15 protein-coding genes are annotated in these 16,260 nt (G+C 66.3%); 7 read left to right on the plus strand and 8 right to left on the minus strand.

What is annotated here, in order from left to right:
- Nucleotides 1-93: 93 nt before the first annotated feature.
- Entirely contained in the window at nt 94-1,212 is a 1,119-nt protein-coding gene (ald, locus tag VE25_RS05225; RefSeq protein WP_046107541.1) for an alanine dehydrogenase, read from the minus strand.
- Between the two features lie 127 nt (nt 1,213-1,339).
- Here ald and VE25_RS05230 point away from each other — a divergent pair, with 127 nt between their 5' ends.
- Nucleotides 1,340-1,798, plus strand: a complete 459-nt coding sequence (locus VE25_RS05230) for an Lrp/AsnC family transcriptional regulator (protein WP_046107542.1) — start codon at nt 1,340-1,342, stop codon at nt 1,796-1,798.
- Nucleotides 1,799-1,999: 201 nt separating this feature from the next.
- Here VE25_RS05230 and ettA read toward each other — a convergent pair whose 3' ends face one another.
- Both ettA and VE25_RS23520 read right to left on the minus strand, forming a co-directional pair.
- Nucleotides 2,000-3,655 carry an energy-dependent translational throttle protein EttA gene (gene ettA / locus VE25_RS05235; protein WP_046107543.1) on the minus strand — a complete coding sequence of 552 codons (1,656 nt, stop codon included), beginning with the start codon at nt 3,653-3,655 and terminating at the stop codon, nt 2,000-2,002.
- 84 nt (nt 3,656-3,739) lie between these two features.
- Nucleotides 3,740-3,868 carry a hypothetical protein gene (locus VE25_RS23520; RefSeq protein WP_280136832.1) on the minus strand — a complete coding sequence of 43 codons (129 nt, stop codon included), beginning with the start codon at nt 3,866-3,868 and terminating at the stop codon, nt 3,740-3,742.
- 140 nt (nt 3,869-4,008) lie between these two features.
- Between VE25_RS23520 and VE25_RS05240 the strand changes: the two genes are divergently transcribed.
- Together VE25_RS05240 and VE25_RS05245 are read left to right on the plus strand one after the other, a co-directional pair.
- Nucleotides 4,009-4,830, plus strand: coding sequence for a sugar phosphate isomerase/epimerase family protein (locus tag VE25_RS05240; protein WP_046107544.1), 822 nt, complete (start codon nt 4,009-4,011; stop codon nt 4,828-4,830).
- Nucleotides 4,831-4,911: 81 nt separating this feature from the next.
- Nucleotides 4,912-6,543: an alpha-amylase family protein gene (locus VE25_RS05245; RefSeq protein ID WP_046107557.1), complete on the plus strand. Its 1,632-nt coding sequence runs from the start codon at nt 4,912-4,914 to the stop codon at nt 6,541-6,543.
- Nucleotides 6,544-6,738: 195 nt separating this feature from the next.
- On the opposite strand, the gene VE25_RS05250 is transcribed toward VE25_RS05245, so the two are convergent.
- Together VE25_RS05250 and VE25_RS21695 are read right to left on the minus strand one after the other, a co-directional pair.
- Nucleotides 6,739-7,782: a methyl-accepting chemotaxis protein gene (locus VE25_RS05250; protein ID WP_280136833.1), complete on the minus strand. Its 1,044-nt coding sequence runs from the start codon at nt 7,780-7,782 to the stop codon at nt 6,739-6,741.
- Nucleotides 7,783-7,953: 171 nt separating this feature from the next.
- Nucleotides 7,954-8,637 carry a DUF2461 domain-containing protein gene (locus tag VE25_RS21695; protein ID WP_052731736.1) on the minus strand — a complete coding sequence of 228 codons (684 nt, stop codon included), beginning with the start codon at nt 8,635-8,637 and terminating at the stop codon, nt 7,954-7,956.
- A 165-nt stretch (nt 8,638-8,802) separates the two neighbouring features.
- Here VE25_RS21695 and VE25_RS05260 point away from each other — a divergent pair, with 165 nt between their 5' ends.
- Nucleotides 8,803-9,630, plus strand: coding sequence for an alpha/beta fold hydrolase (locus tag VE25_RS05260; protein ID WP_046107546.1), 828 nt, complete (start codon nt 8,803-8,805; stop codon nt 9,628-9,630).
- Nucleotides 9,631-9,780: 150 nt separating this feature from the next.
- Here the strand turns inward: VE25_RS05260 and VE25_RS05265 are convergent, their stop codons facing one another.
- Nucleotides 9,781-10,431: a cation efflux transmembrane domain-containing protein gene (locus VE25_RS05265; protein ID WP_046107547.1), complete on the minus strand. Its 651-nt coding sequence runs from the start codon at nt 10,429-10,431 to the stop codon at nt 9,781-9,783.
- A 67-nt stretch (nt 10,432-10,498) separates the two neighbouring features.
- On the opposite strand from VE25_RS05265, the gene VE25_RS05270 reads away from it, so the two are divergent.
- Nucleotides 10,499-10,903 (plus strand): MerR family transcriptional regulator, encoded by a 405-nt coding sequence (locus tag VE25_RS05270; RefSeq protein ID WP_046107548.1) that lies wholly within the window; start codon nt 10,499-10,501, stop codon nt 10,901-10,903.
- 185 nt (nt 10,904-11,088) lie between these two features.
- Here the strand turns inward: VE25_RS05270 and VE25_RS05275 are convergent, their stop codons facing one another.
- Nucleotides 11,089-11,538, minus strand: a complete 450-nt coding sequence (locus VE25_RS05275; protein ID WP_046107549.1) for a host attachment protein — start codon at nt 11,536-11,538, stop codon at nt 11,089-11,091.
- A gap of 276 nt (nt 11,539-11,814) precedes the next feature.
- On the opposite strand from VE25_RS05275, the gene rarD reads away from it, so the two are divergent.
- Nucleotides 11,815-12,765, plus strand: coding sequence for an EamA family transporter RarD (gene rarD / locus VE25_RS05280; protein ID WP_083988732.1), 951 nt, complete (start codon nt 11,815-11,817; stop codon nt 12,763-12,765).
- A 162-nt stretch (nt 12,766-12,927) separates the two neighbouring features.
- On the opposite strand, the gene VE25_RS05285 is transcribed toward rarD, so the two are convergent.
- Nucleotides 12,928-13,824: a hydrogen peroxide-inducible genes activator gene (locus VE25_RS05285; RefSeq protein ID WP_083988733.1), complete on the minus strand. Its 897-nt coding sequence runs from the start codon at nt 13,822-13,824 to the stop codon at nt 12,928-12,930.
- A 94-nt stretch (nt 13,825-13,918) separates the two neighbouring features.
- Between VE25_RS05285 and katG the strand changes: the two genes are divergently transcribed.
- Nucleotides 13,919-16,114 (plus strand): catalase/peroxidase HPI, encoded by a 2,196-nt coding sequence (gene katG, locus VE25_RS05290; RefSeq protein WP_046107550.1) that lies wholly within the window; start codon nt 13,919-13,921, stop codon nt 16,112-16,114.
- The last annotated feature ends 146 nt before the right edge of the window (nt 16,115-16,260 follow it).

Genomic DNA, 16,260 nt, shown 5'->3' on the forward strand with positions numbered 1-16,260 from the left:
ACGCGCACGGTTTCGGGTGAGCCGCCGCAAGGGCTGACGCTCCCTTGCGACATCCCCGAGGGGGCGCGGGACTTCGGTCCCGCGTCCTTGCCTTCATGCGGCCAGCGCCGCGTCCGGCGACATGAATTCGTAGTTCTGCACCTGCGCCACCGGCGCGCAGGTGACGTGCCCGCGCCAGACGTTGAGGCCGGCCCGCAGGTGCTGGTCGGCCAGCAGCGCGTCCCGCCAGCCGAGGTTAGCAAGCTTGACCACATGCGGGAGCGTGGCGTTGTTGAGCGCGTAGGTCGAGGTGCGCGCCACCGCGCCCGGCATGTTGGCGACGCAGTAATGCACGATGCCGTCGACCACATAGGTCGGCTCGGCATGGGTGGTGGGGCGCGAGGTCTCGAAGCACCCGCCCTGGTCGATGGCCACGTCCACCAGCACCGCGCCCTGCTTCATGGTGCCCAGCATCTCGCGGGTGACGAGCTTTGGCGCCGAGGCGCCGGGGATCAGCACGGCGCCGATGACGAGATCGGCTGTGGCGACGGCTTCGGCGATCGAGGCCTTGTTGGAATAGATGACACGGGCGCGCGCGCCGAAGTGGTTGGAGAGCCGCTCGAGCGCGGCGGGGCTCTTGTCGAGGATGGTCACGTCCGCCGACAGCCCGACGGCGTTCTCGGCGGCATGGAAGCCGACGACGCCGCCCCCCAGCACCGCGACCCTGGCCGGCTGCACGCCGGGCACCCCGCCCAGCAGCACGCCGCGCCCGCCATGGGCCTTTTCGAGCGCCGTGGCGCCGGCCTGGATGGACATGCGCCCGGCGACCTGGCTCATCGGCTTCAACAGCGGCAGTCCGCCGGCGGCGTCGGTCACCGTCTCGTAGGCGATGGCGATGGCGCCGGAGTTGACGAGGTCGCGGGTCTGGTCCGGATCGGGGGCGAGGTGGAGATAGGTGAAGAGGATCTGGCCCGGGCGGAGCATGGCACGCTCGGCCGCCTGCGGCTCCTTGACCTTGACGATCATGTCCGCCGCCTCGAAGACGGCGGCGGCATTGGGCAGGATGGTGGCGCCGGCGGCGCGGTAGTCGGGGTCGTCGTCGCCGATGCCGGCGCCGGCATCCTTTTCGACCAGCACCTCATGGCCCTGATGGGTCAGCTCTGCAACGCTTTCGGGCGTGAGGCCGACCCGGTACTCATGGTTTTTGATTTCTCGCGGAACACCGATGCGCATGGCGTCTCCCTCCCTTGCGGAATGGTTCAATCAAGCAGGAAACGCCCGGAAAGTCCTTGCAAACTCATGCGAGGGCGGCGAGTGTTTCGGAAATTCTCCGAATGATCTGGCATATGGCGGGAAACAATTGCAGGTCGACGATCTAGACCGAAAGATTCTGCGCGCATTGCAGGCCGATAGCCGCAGGAGCGTGCAGGAGCTGGGCGAGGCGGTGGGGCTCTCGCCGTCGGCCTGCCACCGGCGCGTGCGCGCGCTCGAGGAGCGGGGGCTGATCGACGGCTACCGGGCCGCGCTCAACGCGGAGCGGCTCGGTTTTTCCATGCAGTTCTTCATCGAGGTGGGCCTAACCAGCCAGAGCGAGGCGGCGCTCGATGCGTTCGAGGCGGCGGTCAGGGACATTCCCGAGGTGCTGGAGTGCCACCTGATGGCCGGGCAATCCGACTATATCCTGCGGGTCATCTGCCGCGACCACGAGGATTTCGAGCGCCTGCACCGGCGGCTCTCGGCGCGCCTGCCGGGCGTGGCGCGCATCCACTCCAACATGAGCATCCGCACGGTCAAGGCGCGAACGGGACTACCGCTATAGTGCCAGTTGCCTGTTTCATGTGCAGTTGAAGTTTTTGCGCGAATTTTCGCCGTTTACGCTTGCATTGCGACGCAAACCACGCTTGAGTGCCCGTCACTCCTGCAAGGAGCCGCATGCTGATTGAGGGAACGCCAGCGTGCAGGCCCGGGCGCCAAGCGCCCGGGCCTTATTATTTCAGAGTGTCGTGAAGTCAGTGGCGGGCTACCGCGTCAGCGGCTTGTACGTCGCCCGCTTCGGGTTTACCGCATCCGGCCCCAGCCGGCGCACCTTGTCCGCCTCGTAGTCGGCGAAGTTCCCTTCGAACCATTCGACGTGGCTGTCGCCCTCGAACGCCAGCATGTGCGTGGCGAGACGGTCGAGGAACATGCGGTCGTGGCTGATGATCACGGCGCAGCCGGCGAATTCCTCCAGCGCCTCTTCGAGCGCGGCGAGGGTTTCGGTGTCGAGGTCGTTGGTCGGCTCGTCGAGGAGGAGGACGTTGGCGCCGGACTTCAGCATCTTGGCGAGGTGCACGCGGTTGCGTTGGCCGCCCGAAAGGTTGCCGACCTTCTGCTGCTGGTCGCCGCCCTTGAAGTTGAAGGCCGAGGTATAGGCGCGGCTGTTCACCTCGCGTTTGCCGAGCGTGATGATCTCGTTGCCGCCCGAGATTTCCTCCCACACGGTCTTGTTGGGGTCGAGCGTGTCGCGGCTCTGGTCGACATAGCCGAGCTTGACGCTTTCCCCGACCACGATCTCGCCGCTGTCGGGCTTTTCCTGGCCGGTGAGCATGCGGAAGAGCGTCGACTTGCCGGCCCCGTTCGGGCCGATGATGCCGACGATACCGCCCGGCGGCAGCTTGAAGCTGAGATCGTCGATGAGGAGGCGGTCGCCGAAGCCCTTGGAGAGACCCTCGACGTTGATGACGTTCTGGCCCAGCCGCTCGCCCGGCGGAATGACAATCTGCGCCGTCGAGGACTGCGTGCGCGCCTCGTTGATCTTGACCAGCTCGTCGTAGGATTTGATGCGCGCCTTGGACTTGGACTGGCGCGCCTGCGGGGACTGGCCCATCCACTCCTTCTCGCGCTGCAGCACCTTGAGGCGCGCCGCGTCCTCGCGCTGCTCCTGCGCGTAGCGCTTGGACTTGGCGTCGAGATAGGCGGTGTAGTTGCCCTCGTAGGGGATGCCGCGGCCGCGGTCGAGCTCGAGGATCCAGCCGGTGACGTTGTCGAGGAAGTAGCGGTCGTGGGTGATGATCAGCACCGCGCCCTCGAACTCGCGCAGGTGCCGTTCGAGCCAGGCCGTCGTCTCGGCGTCGAGATGGTTGGTCGGCTCGTCGAGCAGCAGCAGGTCGGGCTTGGAAAGCAGCAGCGCGCAGAGGGCCACGCGGCGCTTCTCGCCGCCCGAGAGCGTGGTCACGTCCGCATCGCCCGGCGGGCAGCCGAGCGCTTCCATGGCCACCTCGACCTGCGATTCGAGGTCCCAGAGGTCCTGGCTGTCGATGATGTCCTGGAGCTTGGTCGCCTCGTCGGCGGTCTCGTCGGAATAGTTCATCATCAACTCGTTGTAGCGGTCGACGATGCCCTTCTTTTCCTTGACGCCCGTCATCACGTTGCCGAGGACGTTGAGCGCCGGATCGAGCTGCGGCTCCTGCGCGAGGTAGCCGACCTTGGCGCCGTCGGCGACCCAGGCCTCGCCGGTGAATTCGGTATCGATCCCCGCCATGATCTTCAAAAGCGTCGACTTGCCCGAGCCGTTCGGGCCGAGCACGCCGATCTTGGCGTCGGGATAGAAGGAGAGATGGATGTTGTCCAACACCTTCTTGCCGCCCGAATAGGCCTTGGACATTCCGTGCATGTGATAGATGAACTGGCGGGCCATGGGGGCTCGAACTTCCTGCTGACCTGGGAGTGGACTCGGCCCCGTATGTAGGCGAACTGGCGCCGTGGGGCAATCGGCAGAGGCTCAGCTCGCGAACCGCCGGGCAAACCCGTCCATGGTCTCGACGATCGCCGCGCCCATCGCCGCCTCACCATAGCTGTGCCCGGCATCCCCCTCCGCGTGCGGCACACCTTCGGCATAGAGCGTTGTCATGAAATCCGCCTCCAGCGGTCAGGGAGCGCCGTGTTACAGGCAGGGAGCATTCCTGTCGAGGCGCGGCGCACCTTGTCGTTTGTCTGTCACGGCGTCATCGTATGAGGCCGGATCGACGGGAACCTGCGGGGGATTCGGCCATGCTCAACGACCTGCCCACAATCGGCGCGGCGCTCACGGTGCCGGACCTCGAAACGCTCGCGCCCTGGATCATCGAGGGGCAGAGGGACGTGGAGCTGCAGGATTTCATCGCCATCGAAATGCTCGACGGCGACTGGAACCCGGTGGTGCGCCGCGCGCTCGACCTTCTCGACGGGCACGAGGGGCGGCTCGGCATCCATGGGCCGTTCTGGGGCTTTTCCATCGATTGCCCGGACCCGGAGATCCGCGCCGTCATCCAGCGCCGGCTCGACCAGGGGCTCGACATCTGCGCCGCGCTCGGCGCCACCCACATGGTCGTCCACAGCCCCTTCTCCACCTGGGACTACAACAATCTCGACAAGGACGAGACCGCGCGCGAGCGGCAGATGGTCAACATCCATCTGACGCTCAATGCCGCCGTGCGCCGCGCCGAAAGCCTCGGCGTCGTCCTCGCCATCGAGAACATCGAGGACAAGAACCCGCTCGACCGCGTGGCGCTGGCCCGCTCGTTCAACTCGAAGGCGGTCGCCGTTTCCATCGATACCGGTCATGCCCACTACGCCCACGGCACCACGGGCGCCCCGCCCGTCGACTACTTTGTGCGGGCTGCCGGCGACTTGCTCGCCCATGTGCATATCCAGGATGCCGACGGCTATGCCGACCGGCACTGGCCGCCGGGCGAAGGCACCATCAACTGGAAGAGCGTCTTCCGGGCGCTGCGCGAGAGCCCGTCCAACCCGCGCCTCGTGCTTGAGCTCGCCGACAATTCGCGTCTGCGCGAGGCCGGCGACTGGCTGATCGAGCAGGGCCTGGCGCGCTAGCGGACGGCCTGTCGCGGTTTTGGAACAGGAGCAACGGCTTGGCCGTTGCTTGCAAGGGGTGCCGAAGCCCATGCGACCGATATGCCCAATCTCTGGTACAAGAACGCCGTCATCTACTGCCTCGACGTCGAGACGTTCATGGATTCCAACGGCGACGGCGTCGGCGATTTCGCCGGCCTCGCCCACCGGCTCGATCACCTGGAACGGCTCGGCGTCACCTGCATCTGGCTGACCCCGTTCTACCCCTCGCCCAACCGCGACAACGGCTACGACGTCACCGACTACTACAATGTCGATCCGCGCTACGGCACGCTCGGCGATTTCGTCGAATTCATGCATGCCGCCGACGATCGCGGCATGCGGGTGATCATCGACCTCGTTGTCAACCACACATCGATCGACCACCCCTGGTTCCAGTCGGCCCGTTCGAGCCCGGATTCGCCCTATCGCGACTGGTACGTGTGGAGCAAGACCAAGCCCGCCAACATCACCGACGGCGTGGTGTTCCCGGGCGTGCAGAAGTCCATCTGGTCGCGCGACCGCAAGGCGAAGGCCTGGTACCTCCACCGCTTCTACAGCCACCAGGCCGACCTCAATGTGCGCACCCCCGCAGTGCGCGAGGAGATCCTCAGGATCATGGGGTTTTGGCTGGCGCTGGGCGTCTCAGGCTTCCGCATCGATGCCGTGCCCTTCCTCGTCGAGCCCAAGGGACCGGCCAGCGAAGGCAACCCGGACCCTTACGCCATCCTCAGCGAAATGCACGACTTCATGTCCTGGCGAAAAGCGGGCGCCGCCATGCTCGCCGAGGCCAACATCACCTACGATGTCGCCAACGCGTATTTCGGCGCGGGCGAGCGCATGAGCATGATCTTCGATTTCCTGCTCAACCAGTACCTCTTCCTCTCGCTCGCCCGCCGCTCGGCGGCCCCGCTCCGCCGCGCCCTCAAGGACCGGCCGATGCCCGGCGGCATGGGCCAGTGGGCAACGTTCCTGCGCAATCACGACGAGATCGACCTGGCGCGCCTCTCGCGCCAGGAGCGCGAGGAATGCTACGCCGCCTTCGGCCCCAAGCCCGACATGCAGCTCTATGGCCGCGGGCTCCGGCGACGGCTCGCCGGCATGCTCGACGGCGACGAGGCCCGCCTGAAGCTCGCCTTCTCCCTGCTCTTTGCCATGCCGGGCACCCCCGTCCTCTGGTTCGGCGACGAGATCGGCATGGGGGAGAACCTGTCGCTGCCCGAGCGCAACGCCGTGCGCACCCCCATGCAGTGGAGCGACGAGCGCAACGGCGGCTTCTCCTCGGCGTCCGCCGATGAGCTTATCCATCCCATGCAGGCGAACGGCCGCTTCGGCTACAAGCAGGTCAACGTCTCCGAGCAGGTGCGCCGTCCGGGCTCGCTCATGCATGTCGTTGCCGCCATGATCGGCACGCGCCGCTCGACGCCCGAGATCGGCTGGGGCGAGCCGCAGCTCATCGATGTCGGCAACGACGATATCCTGGTCGTCAGCTACCTCTGGCGCGAGAACCGCGTCATCACCGTTCACAACTTCACGCAGGACAAGGTGCGCGTGCCGCTCAAGGTCGAGGGCGTCACCCGCTACATGCCGCTGCTGATGAGCTCGGCGCCGCTCGCCCCCTTTGCGGCGAACGAACCCACCGAACTGCCGCCCTTCGGCTATTGCTGGCTGCGCTGCGAGGGGGAGCGGCGGTGACAGGCACCCCTTCCCCTCTCCCCTTGTGGGAGAGGGACAGATTTTCCGCGTCCAGCGGAAAATCAGGGTGAGGGGTCTGCGATGCAGCAACACACGCCGGCGATTGTCGCGACATTGCAAACCCCTCATCCGGCCCTTCGGGCCACCTTCTCCCACAAGGGGAGAAGGGTAGAACGAAGGCGCTCGGCAAACCAGTCAAAGCCCCAGCACCGACCGCAGCGTCTCGTCCTTCTCGGTCTTCTGCATGACGACGCCGGTCCAGCCGAGCCCGTCATATTCCTGGTAACCAAGGGTTCTGGCGAAAGCGACGATGTGCCCGGCCCCGTCCTGGTAGCTGCCGCGCTGCCGGCCTTCGTGCCTGAGGGCAAAGCGCTGCCAGAGGAGGCCGGGATCGGTGGTGGCGATCACCCGCTCCTCTCCGTCCAGCAGCAGCACGGTGGTGCGGTCCTTGACCTGCGGCGGCAATGAAGCCTCGGTCTCGACGATGGCACGGCCCTGCGACTGCCAGTCGAAATAGACGCCGAGCGTGCCGATGGCCGGCCCGTCGGTGCGCCCGCCCTGCCGCACCGCGGTCGAATAGACAAGTGCCTCGCGCTTGCCGTGATGGGCGCTGAGCTCCACCTCGCCCACCGCATAGTCGTCGCCGCAGGCGAGGCCCCGCGCCGCACGCACCCAGCTCTCGCCGGAAAGGTCGATGCCGCGCAGCGCCCTGGCATGGGCCGGGCTGGCGCTCGCCACCACCCGGCCTTTGCCGTCGGTGAGGACGAGGTCGAGATAGACGCTGTAGAACCGGTTGATGGTCGCGAGCCGATCGGCCGCGAAGGCGATCGCTTGCTCGCTCGGCTCCTCGAGCGCGCGCCAGAACGCGGTGTCGGTCGCCCACCAGCGCACGTCCGCCGTGCGCTCGTAGAGGTTGCGCACGATGAGCTGCACCAGCGTCTGGGCGAGGTCCGTCAGCCGCACGCCCTCCAGTTCGTCGACCAGCGTCTCCGACATCGATCGGCTGATGGCGATGCGCCCCAGCACCACCTCCTGGAAGCGCCCGGCAATGTCCGCCGCCCGGTCGGCCAGCCGCTGCACCTCGTCGGCGACGACCGCGAAGCCCTTGCCCGCCTCTCCCGCCCGCGCCGCCTCGATGATGGCGTTGATGGCCAGGAGCTTCGTCTGCTTGACGATCTGCAGGTTCGAGCTCGAATAGCTCTCCAGCTCGCCGCTGATGCCGTCCATGACGACCCGCATCGCGCGCGGCGAGGCTGAAACGCCGGCCGGAAGTTTGGTATCCAAGTTCATATCGCCGCCCCCAAGGCGAGAAAACGAACGGGTGCCGTCGGGAGGACGGCAAAACTTCCGCAGTTATAGTAAGTCATGCTTACTCAAGCCTTAAGCGGCAGATTTCGGCGTGCCCAAAACTTAGGCAATTTCTTCGAGCAACCACTTGCCGACTGGCCAGGTCGCCGCGAAATGCTTGAAGCAGACATCGAGGAAGCCGGCCTCGCGCGCCGCCGACGCCGGCATCTGCGTCCCGGCGGTCAGTCCCTCGTAGAGCAGGAATTCGGCCCTGTCCGGATCGGCCTCGAAGCCGCGAGGCGGAAGCTTGCGGGTCTTCTCGCCGATCTCGTAGGGGCCGGCGGCCTTCACCGCCTCGACCGCCGAAACCAGTGCCTTACCTGAGCGCGGCAAAACCACCGCATGACGAAAGGACTCCAGCCGCTCCTTTTCGAACCCGTGCATGCCGGTGCCGAGATAAACGGCCTCGGCCGTCAGCCGGAACCAGAAACCCGGGCAATCCCATCCGCGCCGGTCGCCGTGCCAGAACCAGAGATCGAGATGATCCTTGTACGGCCGCTTGTCCTTGGAGAAACGGATGTCGCGATTGATGCGCGAGATGGAGCCATTGACCTTCGGCTCGAACCGCACCGTCGGCGAAAGCCCCGCCAGCCTCGGCCCCATCGCCGAAACGAACGCTCTGCCGGGCTCGACATAACCGGCCTCGTAAAGGCTCCGATTGTCCTCGAACCAACCCTTGTCATTATTGGCCGCGATGCCGGACAGGAACGCAAAGGTCTCGGCGGGAAACCCCGTAAACTCGCTCATGGCGCACTCCCTGGCACGCACGATAGCAGCCAGGCATCCGCTGCTCTAGCTGTTCGCGAATACTGTGAGTGAATCAGGAACGAGACTTCTGGAACCTTGGGTTCGGCAGGGGAGGGTTAGCTCGCGCAAGAAAAAATGGTAGCTAGCTCCATGCTGGAGATTTGCATGCCCATCAACGCCTTCATCATCGATCTTGCCTCCGCCCGCCTTGCCGGCCAAGAGTCCGGCACGGGCCTGCCCGTCGTCTTTCTCCACGCCGGGGTTGCCGACAGCCGCATGTGGGCTTCGCAGATCGAGGCCGTTGCCGAGGCGGGGTTCCGTGCGGTCGCCTATGATCGCCGGGGGTTCGGCGAGAGCGAGAGCGCGGATGAGGCGTTCAGCCATCTTGGCGATCTTGAGGCGGTGCTGGAGCAGCTTGGCATCCATGCGGCGGTGTTCGTCGGGGCGTCGATGGGTGGGGCGTTGGCGATCGATTTTGCGCTGGAGTATCCGGAGCGCGTCGTGGGGCTGGTGCTGGTGGGGACGGCGCTCAGCGGGGCGGCGGAGCCGGAGCTGCCGGACGAGGTGATGCCGCTGATCGAGGCGATGGAGATCGCCGAGGAGCGGGGTGACATCGAGATGCTCAACCGCGCCGAGGCGCACGCCTGGCTCGATGGGCCGATGAGCCAGAACGGACGGGTTTCGGGGCCGGTGCGCGAGCTCTTCCTTGCAATGAACGGGGCGGCGCTCGCCAAGCCCCGGCTGACGCAGGAGGAGCCGCCGGTTGCGGCGCTCGATTACCTGGCGGGCATCGAGGCGCCGGTGCTCTTGGCGGTCGGCAGCCTCGATTTCCCGCATATCATCGCGCGGCACGACGAGCTTTCCGAGGAGTTCGACAATGCCTTCGCGATCATGATCGAGAACACGGCGCACCTGTCGCCGCTGGAGCGGCCGGACCTCTTCAATCCACTGCTGCTGGAGTTCCTGGCGGCGATCACCGGCGGAGAGGACTAGGACTTCGGCCGGCCCGTTCACGCGGCGGGTCACGGCTTTCACAGGACGATTCAACGACTTCGGACGACGATTCAGGTCGTTGGGACATCGAGTCCGCAAATGAGTGCAAGCCGTTGAAATCAGAGTCATAAGGCCGATCCGGGGCGCGACCTAATCGGCGGCGAGCGAAGCCGGGTGCGGGGCTTGCCGCAGTTCGGCCAAGGCGTGGCGGGCGACCGTGACCGCGCCATGCACGGCGAGGCTCCCCATCACGCCGGCGACGACGATGTCAGGCCAGGCGGTGCCGGTGCCGAAGACGCCGAGGGCGGCGAGCAGCACGGCGCAGTTGCCGAGCACGTCGTTGCGCGTGCAGATCCAAGCCGAGCGCATGTTGCTGTCGCCGTAGCGGAAGCGCCAGAGGAGGCCGAAGGCGGCGAAGTTGGCAAGGAGCCCGGCGGCGCCGACGGCACCCATGGTGTAGGCGTGCGGCGTGGCGCCGGCATGGACGTTCCAGGCCGCCATGCCGATGACCCAGACGCCGAAGGCGCCCATGGTCAGCGCCTTGACGAGCGAGGCGCGGGCACGCGCCGCCAGTCCCATGCCGAGGACGAAGAGGGTGATGGCGTAATTGCCTGCGTCGCCGAGAAAGTCGACCGCATCGGCAAGGAGCGAAACCGAACCGGAGGCGATGCCCGCGCCGACCTCGAGGACGAACATGCCGCCATTGATCGCCAGCACCGCCCAGAGCATGCGCCGATAGGCCTGGTCCCGCGGCGACTTCTGCGGAGTTTCGTGGCAGTGGTTGCAGCAGGACGCACTCATGGCCTTGCCTTTGAATCAATCGATGCCTGCATGCTACGATCTCTAGTCACTAGAGGAGCAAGCGGGAATGAGCGAACGGCTGACTATCGGCGAGATGGCGGTGCGCAGCGGCGTCAAGGTGCCGACCATCCGCTATTACGAACAGATCGGATTGCTGCCGGAGCCGCCGCGTAGCGCCGGCAACCGGCGGCTCTACGGCGAGGGCGAGCTGCGCCGCCTCGACTTCATCCACAACGCGCGCGAGCTCGGCTTTTCGATCGAGGACATCCGCGAGTTGCTGGCGATGAGCGCCGAGCCGCAGGCTTCGTGCCACGAAGTGGACAGCATCGCCAACAGGCACCTCGGCGAGATCGAACGCCGCATCACGCGCCTCGAGGCTTTGCGCTCGGAGCTCGAACGGATGATTTCCGAATGCAGTCATGGACGCATCTGCGACTGCCGGATCCTGGAAGCCATCGCCGGCGCGGCATAGGTCCGTTGCTTGCAAGCTGCTAGTATGGTGGGACGCACAAATGATCCCTATCCACAGGGTCATTCCCGCGAAAGCGGGAACCTCCGTTTTCCAATTCAAGCGAGAACAGAGGTCCCCGCTTTCGCGGGGATGACCCTGTTTGACGGGAAATGGTGCCCGACAGGATGCAGTAAGTTCAACCCACCCTAAACCGCGATGATCCCGTCGAGGTGCTTGTCGAGGGCAGCGGTCGGGATGTTGGTCAGGTCCTTGTCGAGCTCGGCCATCACCGATTTCTTGAGCTGCGGCGACAGGGCCTTGCGGATGTTGCCCAGGGTGATCGGGGCGGCGGCGATGACGAGGCGGTCGAAGGCGCCTTTCTGCAGGCTCTTGTCGAGCATCTCGGCCATCGACTTGCAGAACTCGGCCTCGCGGTGCTCGACCGGATCGGTCTTGGGCTCCATGGCGCTGCGGCCGGTGCCGACGGAGGAGAAGGCGCGGCCGGGCCTGTCGGCCATGATGTCCTTGGCCTGCATGGCGGGAATGGAGAAGTCGAGCCCGCGCACCTGCTTCAGCCCCTTGCCCGGGCCGGTGTTCTCGAGGACGCGCGCCTGGCTGCCGTCGGCGATCAGAATCCAGGTGATGGTCTTCTTCATTGTCATACTCCTCGATCAGCGTCCAAAGCAGGCGGGGCCTTGCCCCGGTGGTCAACGTGCCGGGTCCGGAAAAGGTTGGACGACAAATGGATAAGATGTATGGCAGCCCCCGCAATCGCAACGCGCCATTGTCGCGCTCCTCGCCGTGCATGTGAAGAGGGGAAGGCGGGACCCATCACCCGCACGCGCGGGCGCAATCACAAACTCTGATTGGCAATGGCGAGACCGGACTGGTAGGGAGGGCGGGCGTTCCGCCACCGGACGCGGAGACGGTTCATGTCCTTGCCCGAAACGGCGCCCGAGATCGGCGCCGCGCCCGCCAAGCCGCCGAAACCAGCTGGAACGGACTTCGGCCCGGGCGTCTGGGCGGCGCTCGGCTCCTATGCGATGTGGGGGTTCCTGCCCATCCACTTCCGGCTGCTGGCCGGCGTGCCGGCGGCGTTGATCGTTGCCGAACGCACGGTCTGGTCGCTGGTGCTGCTGGCGATCATCCTGTTCATCTCGCGCCGCATGGACGAGGTGCGCGCGATCTTTGCCGATGGCGTCAGGGTACGGCGGCTGGCGCTCTGCGCCGTGATCCTCGGGGTCAACTGGCTGCTCTATGTATGGGCGGTCGAGACCGAGCAGGTGCTGGAAGCAAGCTTTGGCTATTTCATCAATCCGCTGGTGAGCGTGGCCATCGGCATGGTGTTCCAGGGCGAGCGGCAGAACTCCTGGCAGGTGGTCGCCATCGCCATCGCGTGCGTCGCGATTGCCGTGCAGGCCATCGGGCTCGGCAGCTTCCCCGTCATCGCGGTGGGGCTGGCGCTGACCTTCGGGTTCTACGGGTTCTTCAGGAAGACCGCCAAGGTCGGCTCGACCTCGGGGCTCTTCGTCGAGACGCTGCTGCTCGCGCCGATAGGCCTCGGCTATATCGCCTATGTCACGGCGACGACCGGGCCGGGTCCGCATGCGGACCCGTGGATGCTGTTCCTCCTGGTGATGACGGGGCCGGTGACGGCGGTGCCGCTGATGCTCTTTGCCTATGGCGTGCAGCGGCTGCGGCTGACGACCATCGGCATGCTGCAATACCTGGCGCCGACCCTGCAGTTCCTCGTCGCGATCCTGCTCTTTAATGAGCCGCTCAATCCCGTCCGACTCGTCAGCTTCGCGCTGATCTGGATTTCCATCGCCATCTTCACCGCCGACGGGGTGCGCCAGCGGCGGAATGCCCGGGCTGCGGCTTAGTCAGTCTCCACGCGCGATGCGAGACCCCCCTCCCAACCTCCCCCCGCAAGGGGGGAGGTGCCACATCGTGCTTGTGGCACCATTTCGCCCAATTCACAGGACCAGCACCTCCCCCCTTGCGGGGGGAGGCTGGGAGGGGGGCCTCCGCTTGGGGTGATCCGCTCACTCCGCTCGCCGCGTCTGCCTGATCACCTCGGCTATTCTTTCGAACGTCGGGGCAAAGGGCGTGCCCTCACGCCAGACGAGCGAGAGCTCGCGGCCGGCGCCCGGGGAGGCGAGGGGGTGGATGGCGATGCGGCGGTCGTCGGCTTCCTTGCGGAGCGCGATCTGCGGCAGGAGGGTCACGCCCTGGCCGTTGGCGACGAACTCGACGATGGTCGAGAGCGAGGTGGCCGCGAAGGTGCGCGCCCCCGTGTCGCTCTCCAGCCGGCAGGCGGCGATGGCCTGGTCGCGCAGGCAGTGGCCTTCGTCGAGCAGCAGGATGCGCTCGGGCGCGAGGGAGGCGAGGGAGACGGGTTCGCTCGCGGTCTCGTGCCGGCTGGTCGCCAGCACGAAATCGTCCTTGAAGAGGGGCGCAACGGCGAGCTTGATCCCGTTCCGCGGCGGCTGCGTGCCGATGAGGGCGATGTCGATGCCGCCGTCCGCAACGCCTTCCAGCAGGGCGTCGGTCTTGTTCTCGCTGACGGTGAAGTCGAGTGCCGGCAGCTTCTCGCGCAGCGTCGGGAAGATCTCCGGCAGGAGGTACGGCGCGACGGTCGGGATGAGGCCGAAGCGGATGGGCCGGTCGGGCGCACCGGCGTGGCCTTCGGCAAAGCTTTCGAGCGCTTCGGCGGCCTCGACCACGCGCCGCGCGCGCTCGACGAATTCGCGCCCGAACGGCGTTACGCGCACGGAGCGCTTCAGCCGGTCGAAGAGCGGCGTGCCGCAGGCCTCCTCGATGAGCTGGATCTGCTGGGAGAGCGCCGGCTGGCTGACGTGGCACTGCTCGGCGGCGCGTCCGAAATGGCGGGTCTCGGCGACAGCCACCGCATAGCGCATCTGCTTGAGGGTGATCGACACAATAAGTTCTTCCTATCGATTTAGGAAGAATAATCGATTGGCCTAATGGTTGTCACCTTCCTATAAGGCCTCCAGCAGCAAACGGAGCCCTCAGATGAACGAACTGTCTCCTTCCAGCCCCAACGGCGAAACGCCGGCCGGCAAGTGCCCGGTGGACCATGGCCGCAGCGGCCGCAGCAACCGCGACTGGTGGCCCAAGCAGCTTGACCTTTCCATGCTGCACCGCAATTCGGCGCTGTCGGACCCGATGGGGCCGGATTTCGACTATGCCGAGGAGTTCAAGAAGCTCGACCTCGCTGCCGTGAAGGCGGACCTCCTCAAGGTCATGACCGATTCGCAGGATTGGTGGCCGGCCGATTTCGGCCACTATGGCGGCCTCTTCATCCGCATGGCCTGGCACAGCGCGGGCACCTACCGCATCACCGACGGCCGCGGTGGTGGGGGCCAAGGCCAGCAGCGGTTCGCCCCGCTCAACTCCTGGCCGGACAACGCCAACCTCGACAAGGCCCGCCGCCTCATCTGGCCGATCAAGCAGAAGTACGGCAACGCGATCTCGTGGGCGGACCTGCTGATCCTCACCGGCAACGTCGCGCTCGAATCGATGGGCTTCAAGACCTTCGGCTTCGCCGGCGGGCGGGCGGACGTCTGGGAGCCGGAAGAGCTGTTCTGGGGGCCGGAAGGCACGTGGCTGGGCGACGAGCGTTATTCGGGCGAGCGGCAGCTCAGCGAGCCGCTGGGCGCCGTGCAGATGGGCCTCATCTACGTCAACCCGGAGGGTCCGAACGGCAATCCCGATCCGGTTGCCGCCGCCCGCGACATCCGCGAAACCTTCCGCCGCATGGCGATGAACGACGAAGAGACCGTGGCGCTGATCGCCGGCGGCCACACCTTCGGCAAGACCCATGGTGCGGGCGACCCGTCGCTGATCGCCGCCGAGCCGGAAGGGGCCGATCTCGAGGACCAGGGCCTCGGCTGGAAGAGCAAGCATGCGACCGGCCATGGCGCCGACGCCATCACGTCGGGTCTCGAGGTCACCTGGACGCAGACGCCGACGCGCTGGAGCAACCACTTCTTCGAGAACCTCTTCAAGTACGAGTGGGAGCTGACCACGAGCCCGGCCGGCGCCAAGCAGTGGGTCGCCAAGACCGACGATGCGGTGATCCCCGATGCGTTCGATGCGAACCGCAAGCATCGGCCGACCATGCTGACCACCGACCTCTCGCTGCGCTTCGATCCGGAATACGGGAAGATTTCCCGCCGCTTCCTCGAACATCCGGATGAGTTCGCCGACGCGTTCGCGCGCGCCTGGTTCAAGCTCACGCACCGCGACATGGGCCCCAAGGTCCGGTACCTGGGTCCGGAAGTTCCGTCCGAGGACCTGATCTGGCAGGACGTCATCCCGCCCGTGGACCATGAGCTGGTCAACGAGGCGGAAGTTGCCGCCCTCAAGGCGAAGATCCTCGCCTCGGGGCTTTCGGTGTCGGAGCTCGTCGGCACCGCCTGGGCGTCGGCCTCGACCTTCCGCGGCTCGGACAAGCGCGGCGGCGCCAATGGCGCGCGCATCCGCCTCGCGCCGCAGAAGGACTGGGAAGTCAACGAGCCCGAGCAGCTTGCCCGTGTGCTCGGCGTGCTCGAAGGCATCCAGCGTGACTTCAACGGCGCTGAGGCCGGAGGCAAGAAGGTGTCGCTGGCCGACCTCATCGTGCTGGCCGGCAGTGCCGGGATCGAGAAGGCGGCGCGTGACGCAGGCCACGAGATCGTCGTGCCGTTCACTCCGGGCCGCATGGATGCCTCGCAGGAGCAGACGGACGTCGTCTCGTTCCAGGCGCTGGAGCCGCGCACCGACGGCTTCCGCAACTATCTCAGCCCGCGCCGCTTCATGCAGCCGGAGGAAGCGCTGATCGACCGCGCGCAGCTGCTGCGCCTCACCGGCCCGGAAATGACGGCGCTGGTGGGCGGGCTGCGGGTGCTCAAGGTCGGCGTCAACAAGCATGGGGTCTTCACCCAGCGGCCGGAGACCCTCACCAACGACTTCTTCCTCAATCTCTTGACCATGGACACCGCCTGGGCGCCCAAGGCCGATGAGGAGGGTGTCTACGAGGGCCGCGACCGCAAGAGCGGTGAGGTGAAGTGGACCGGCACCCGTGTCGACCTGATCTTCGGCTCGCACTCGCAGCTGCGGGCCCTGGCCGAGGTCTACGCCCAGTCCGATTCCGCCGGCAAGTTCGTCAAGGATTTCGTGGCCGCCTGGGTCAAGGTGATGAACGCCGACCGGTTCGACCTGCGCTAGGTTGTGTGGACATTTAGGTGATGGCGGCCTGCAAAGGGCGGTTTTCTGCGCTTGCCGTGCTCACGTACCCGAACGTACGCTGCGCGCCGGTTCTCAAAAACCACCCTTTTCGGCTCACCCTGACCTAACTGTCCACACAACCTAAA

This window comes from Devosia geojensis (assembly GCF_000969415.1).
GTDB lineage: Bacteria > Pseudomonadota > Alphaproteobacteria > Rhizobiales > Devosiaceae > Devosia > Devosia geojensis.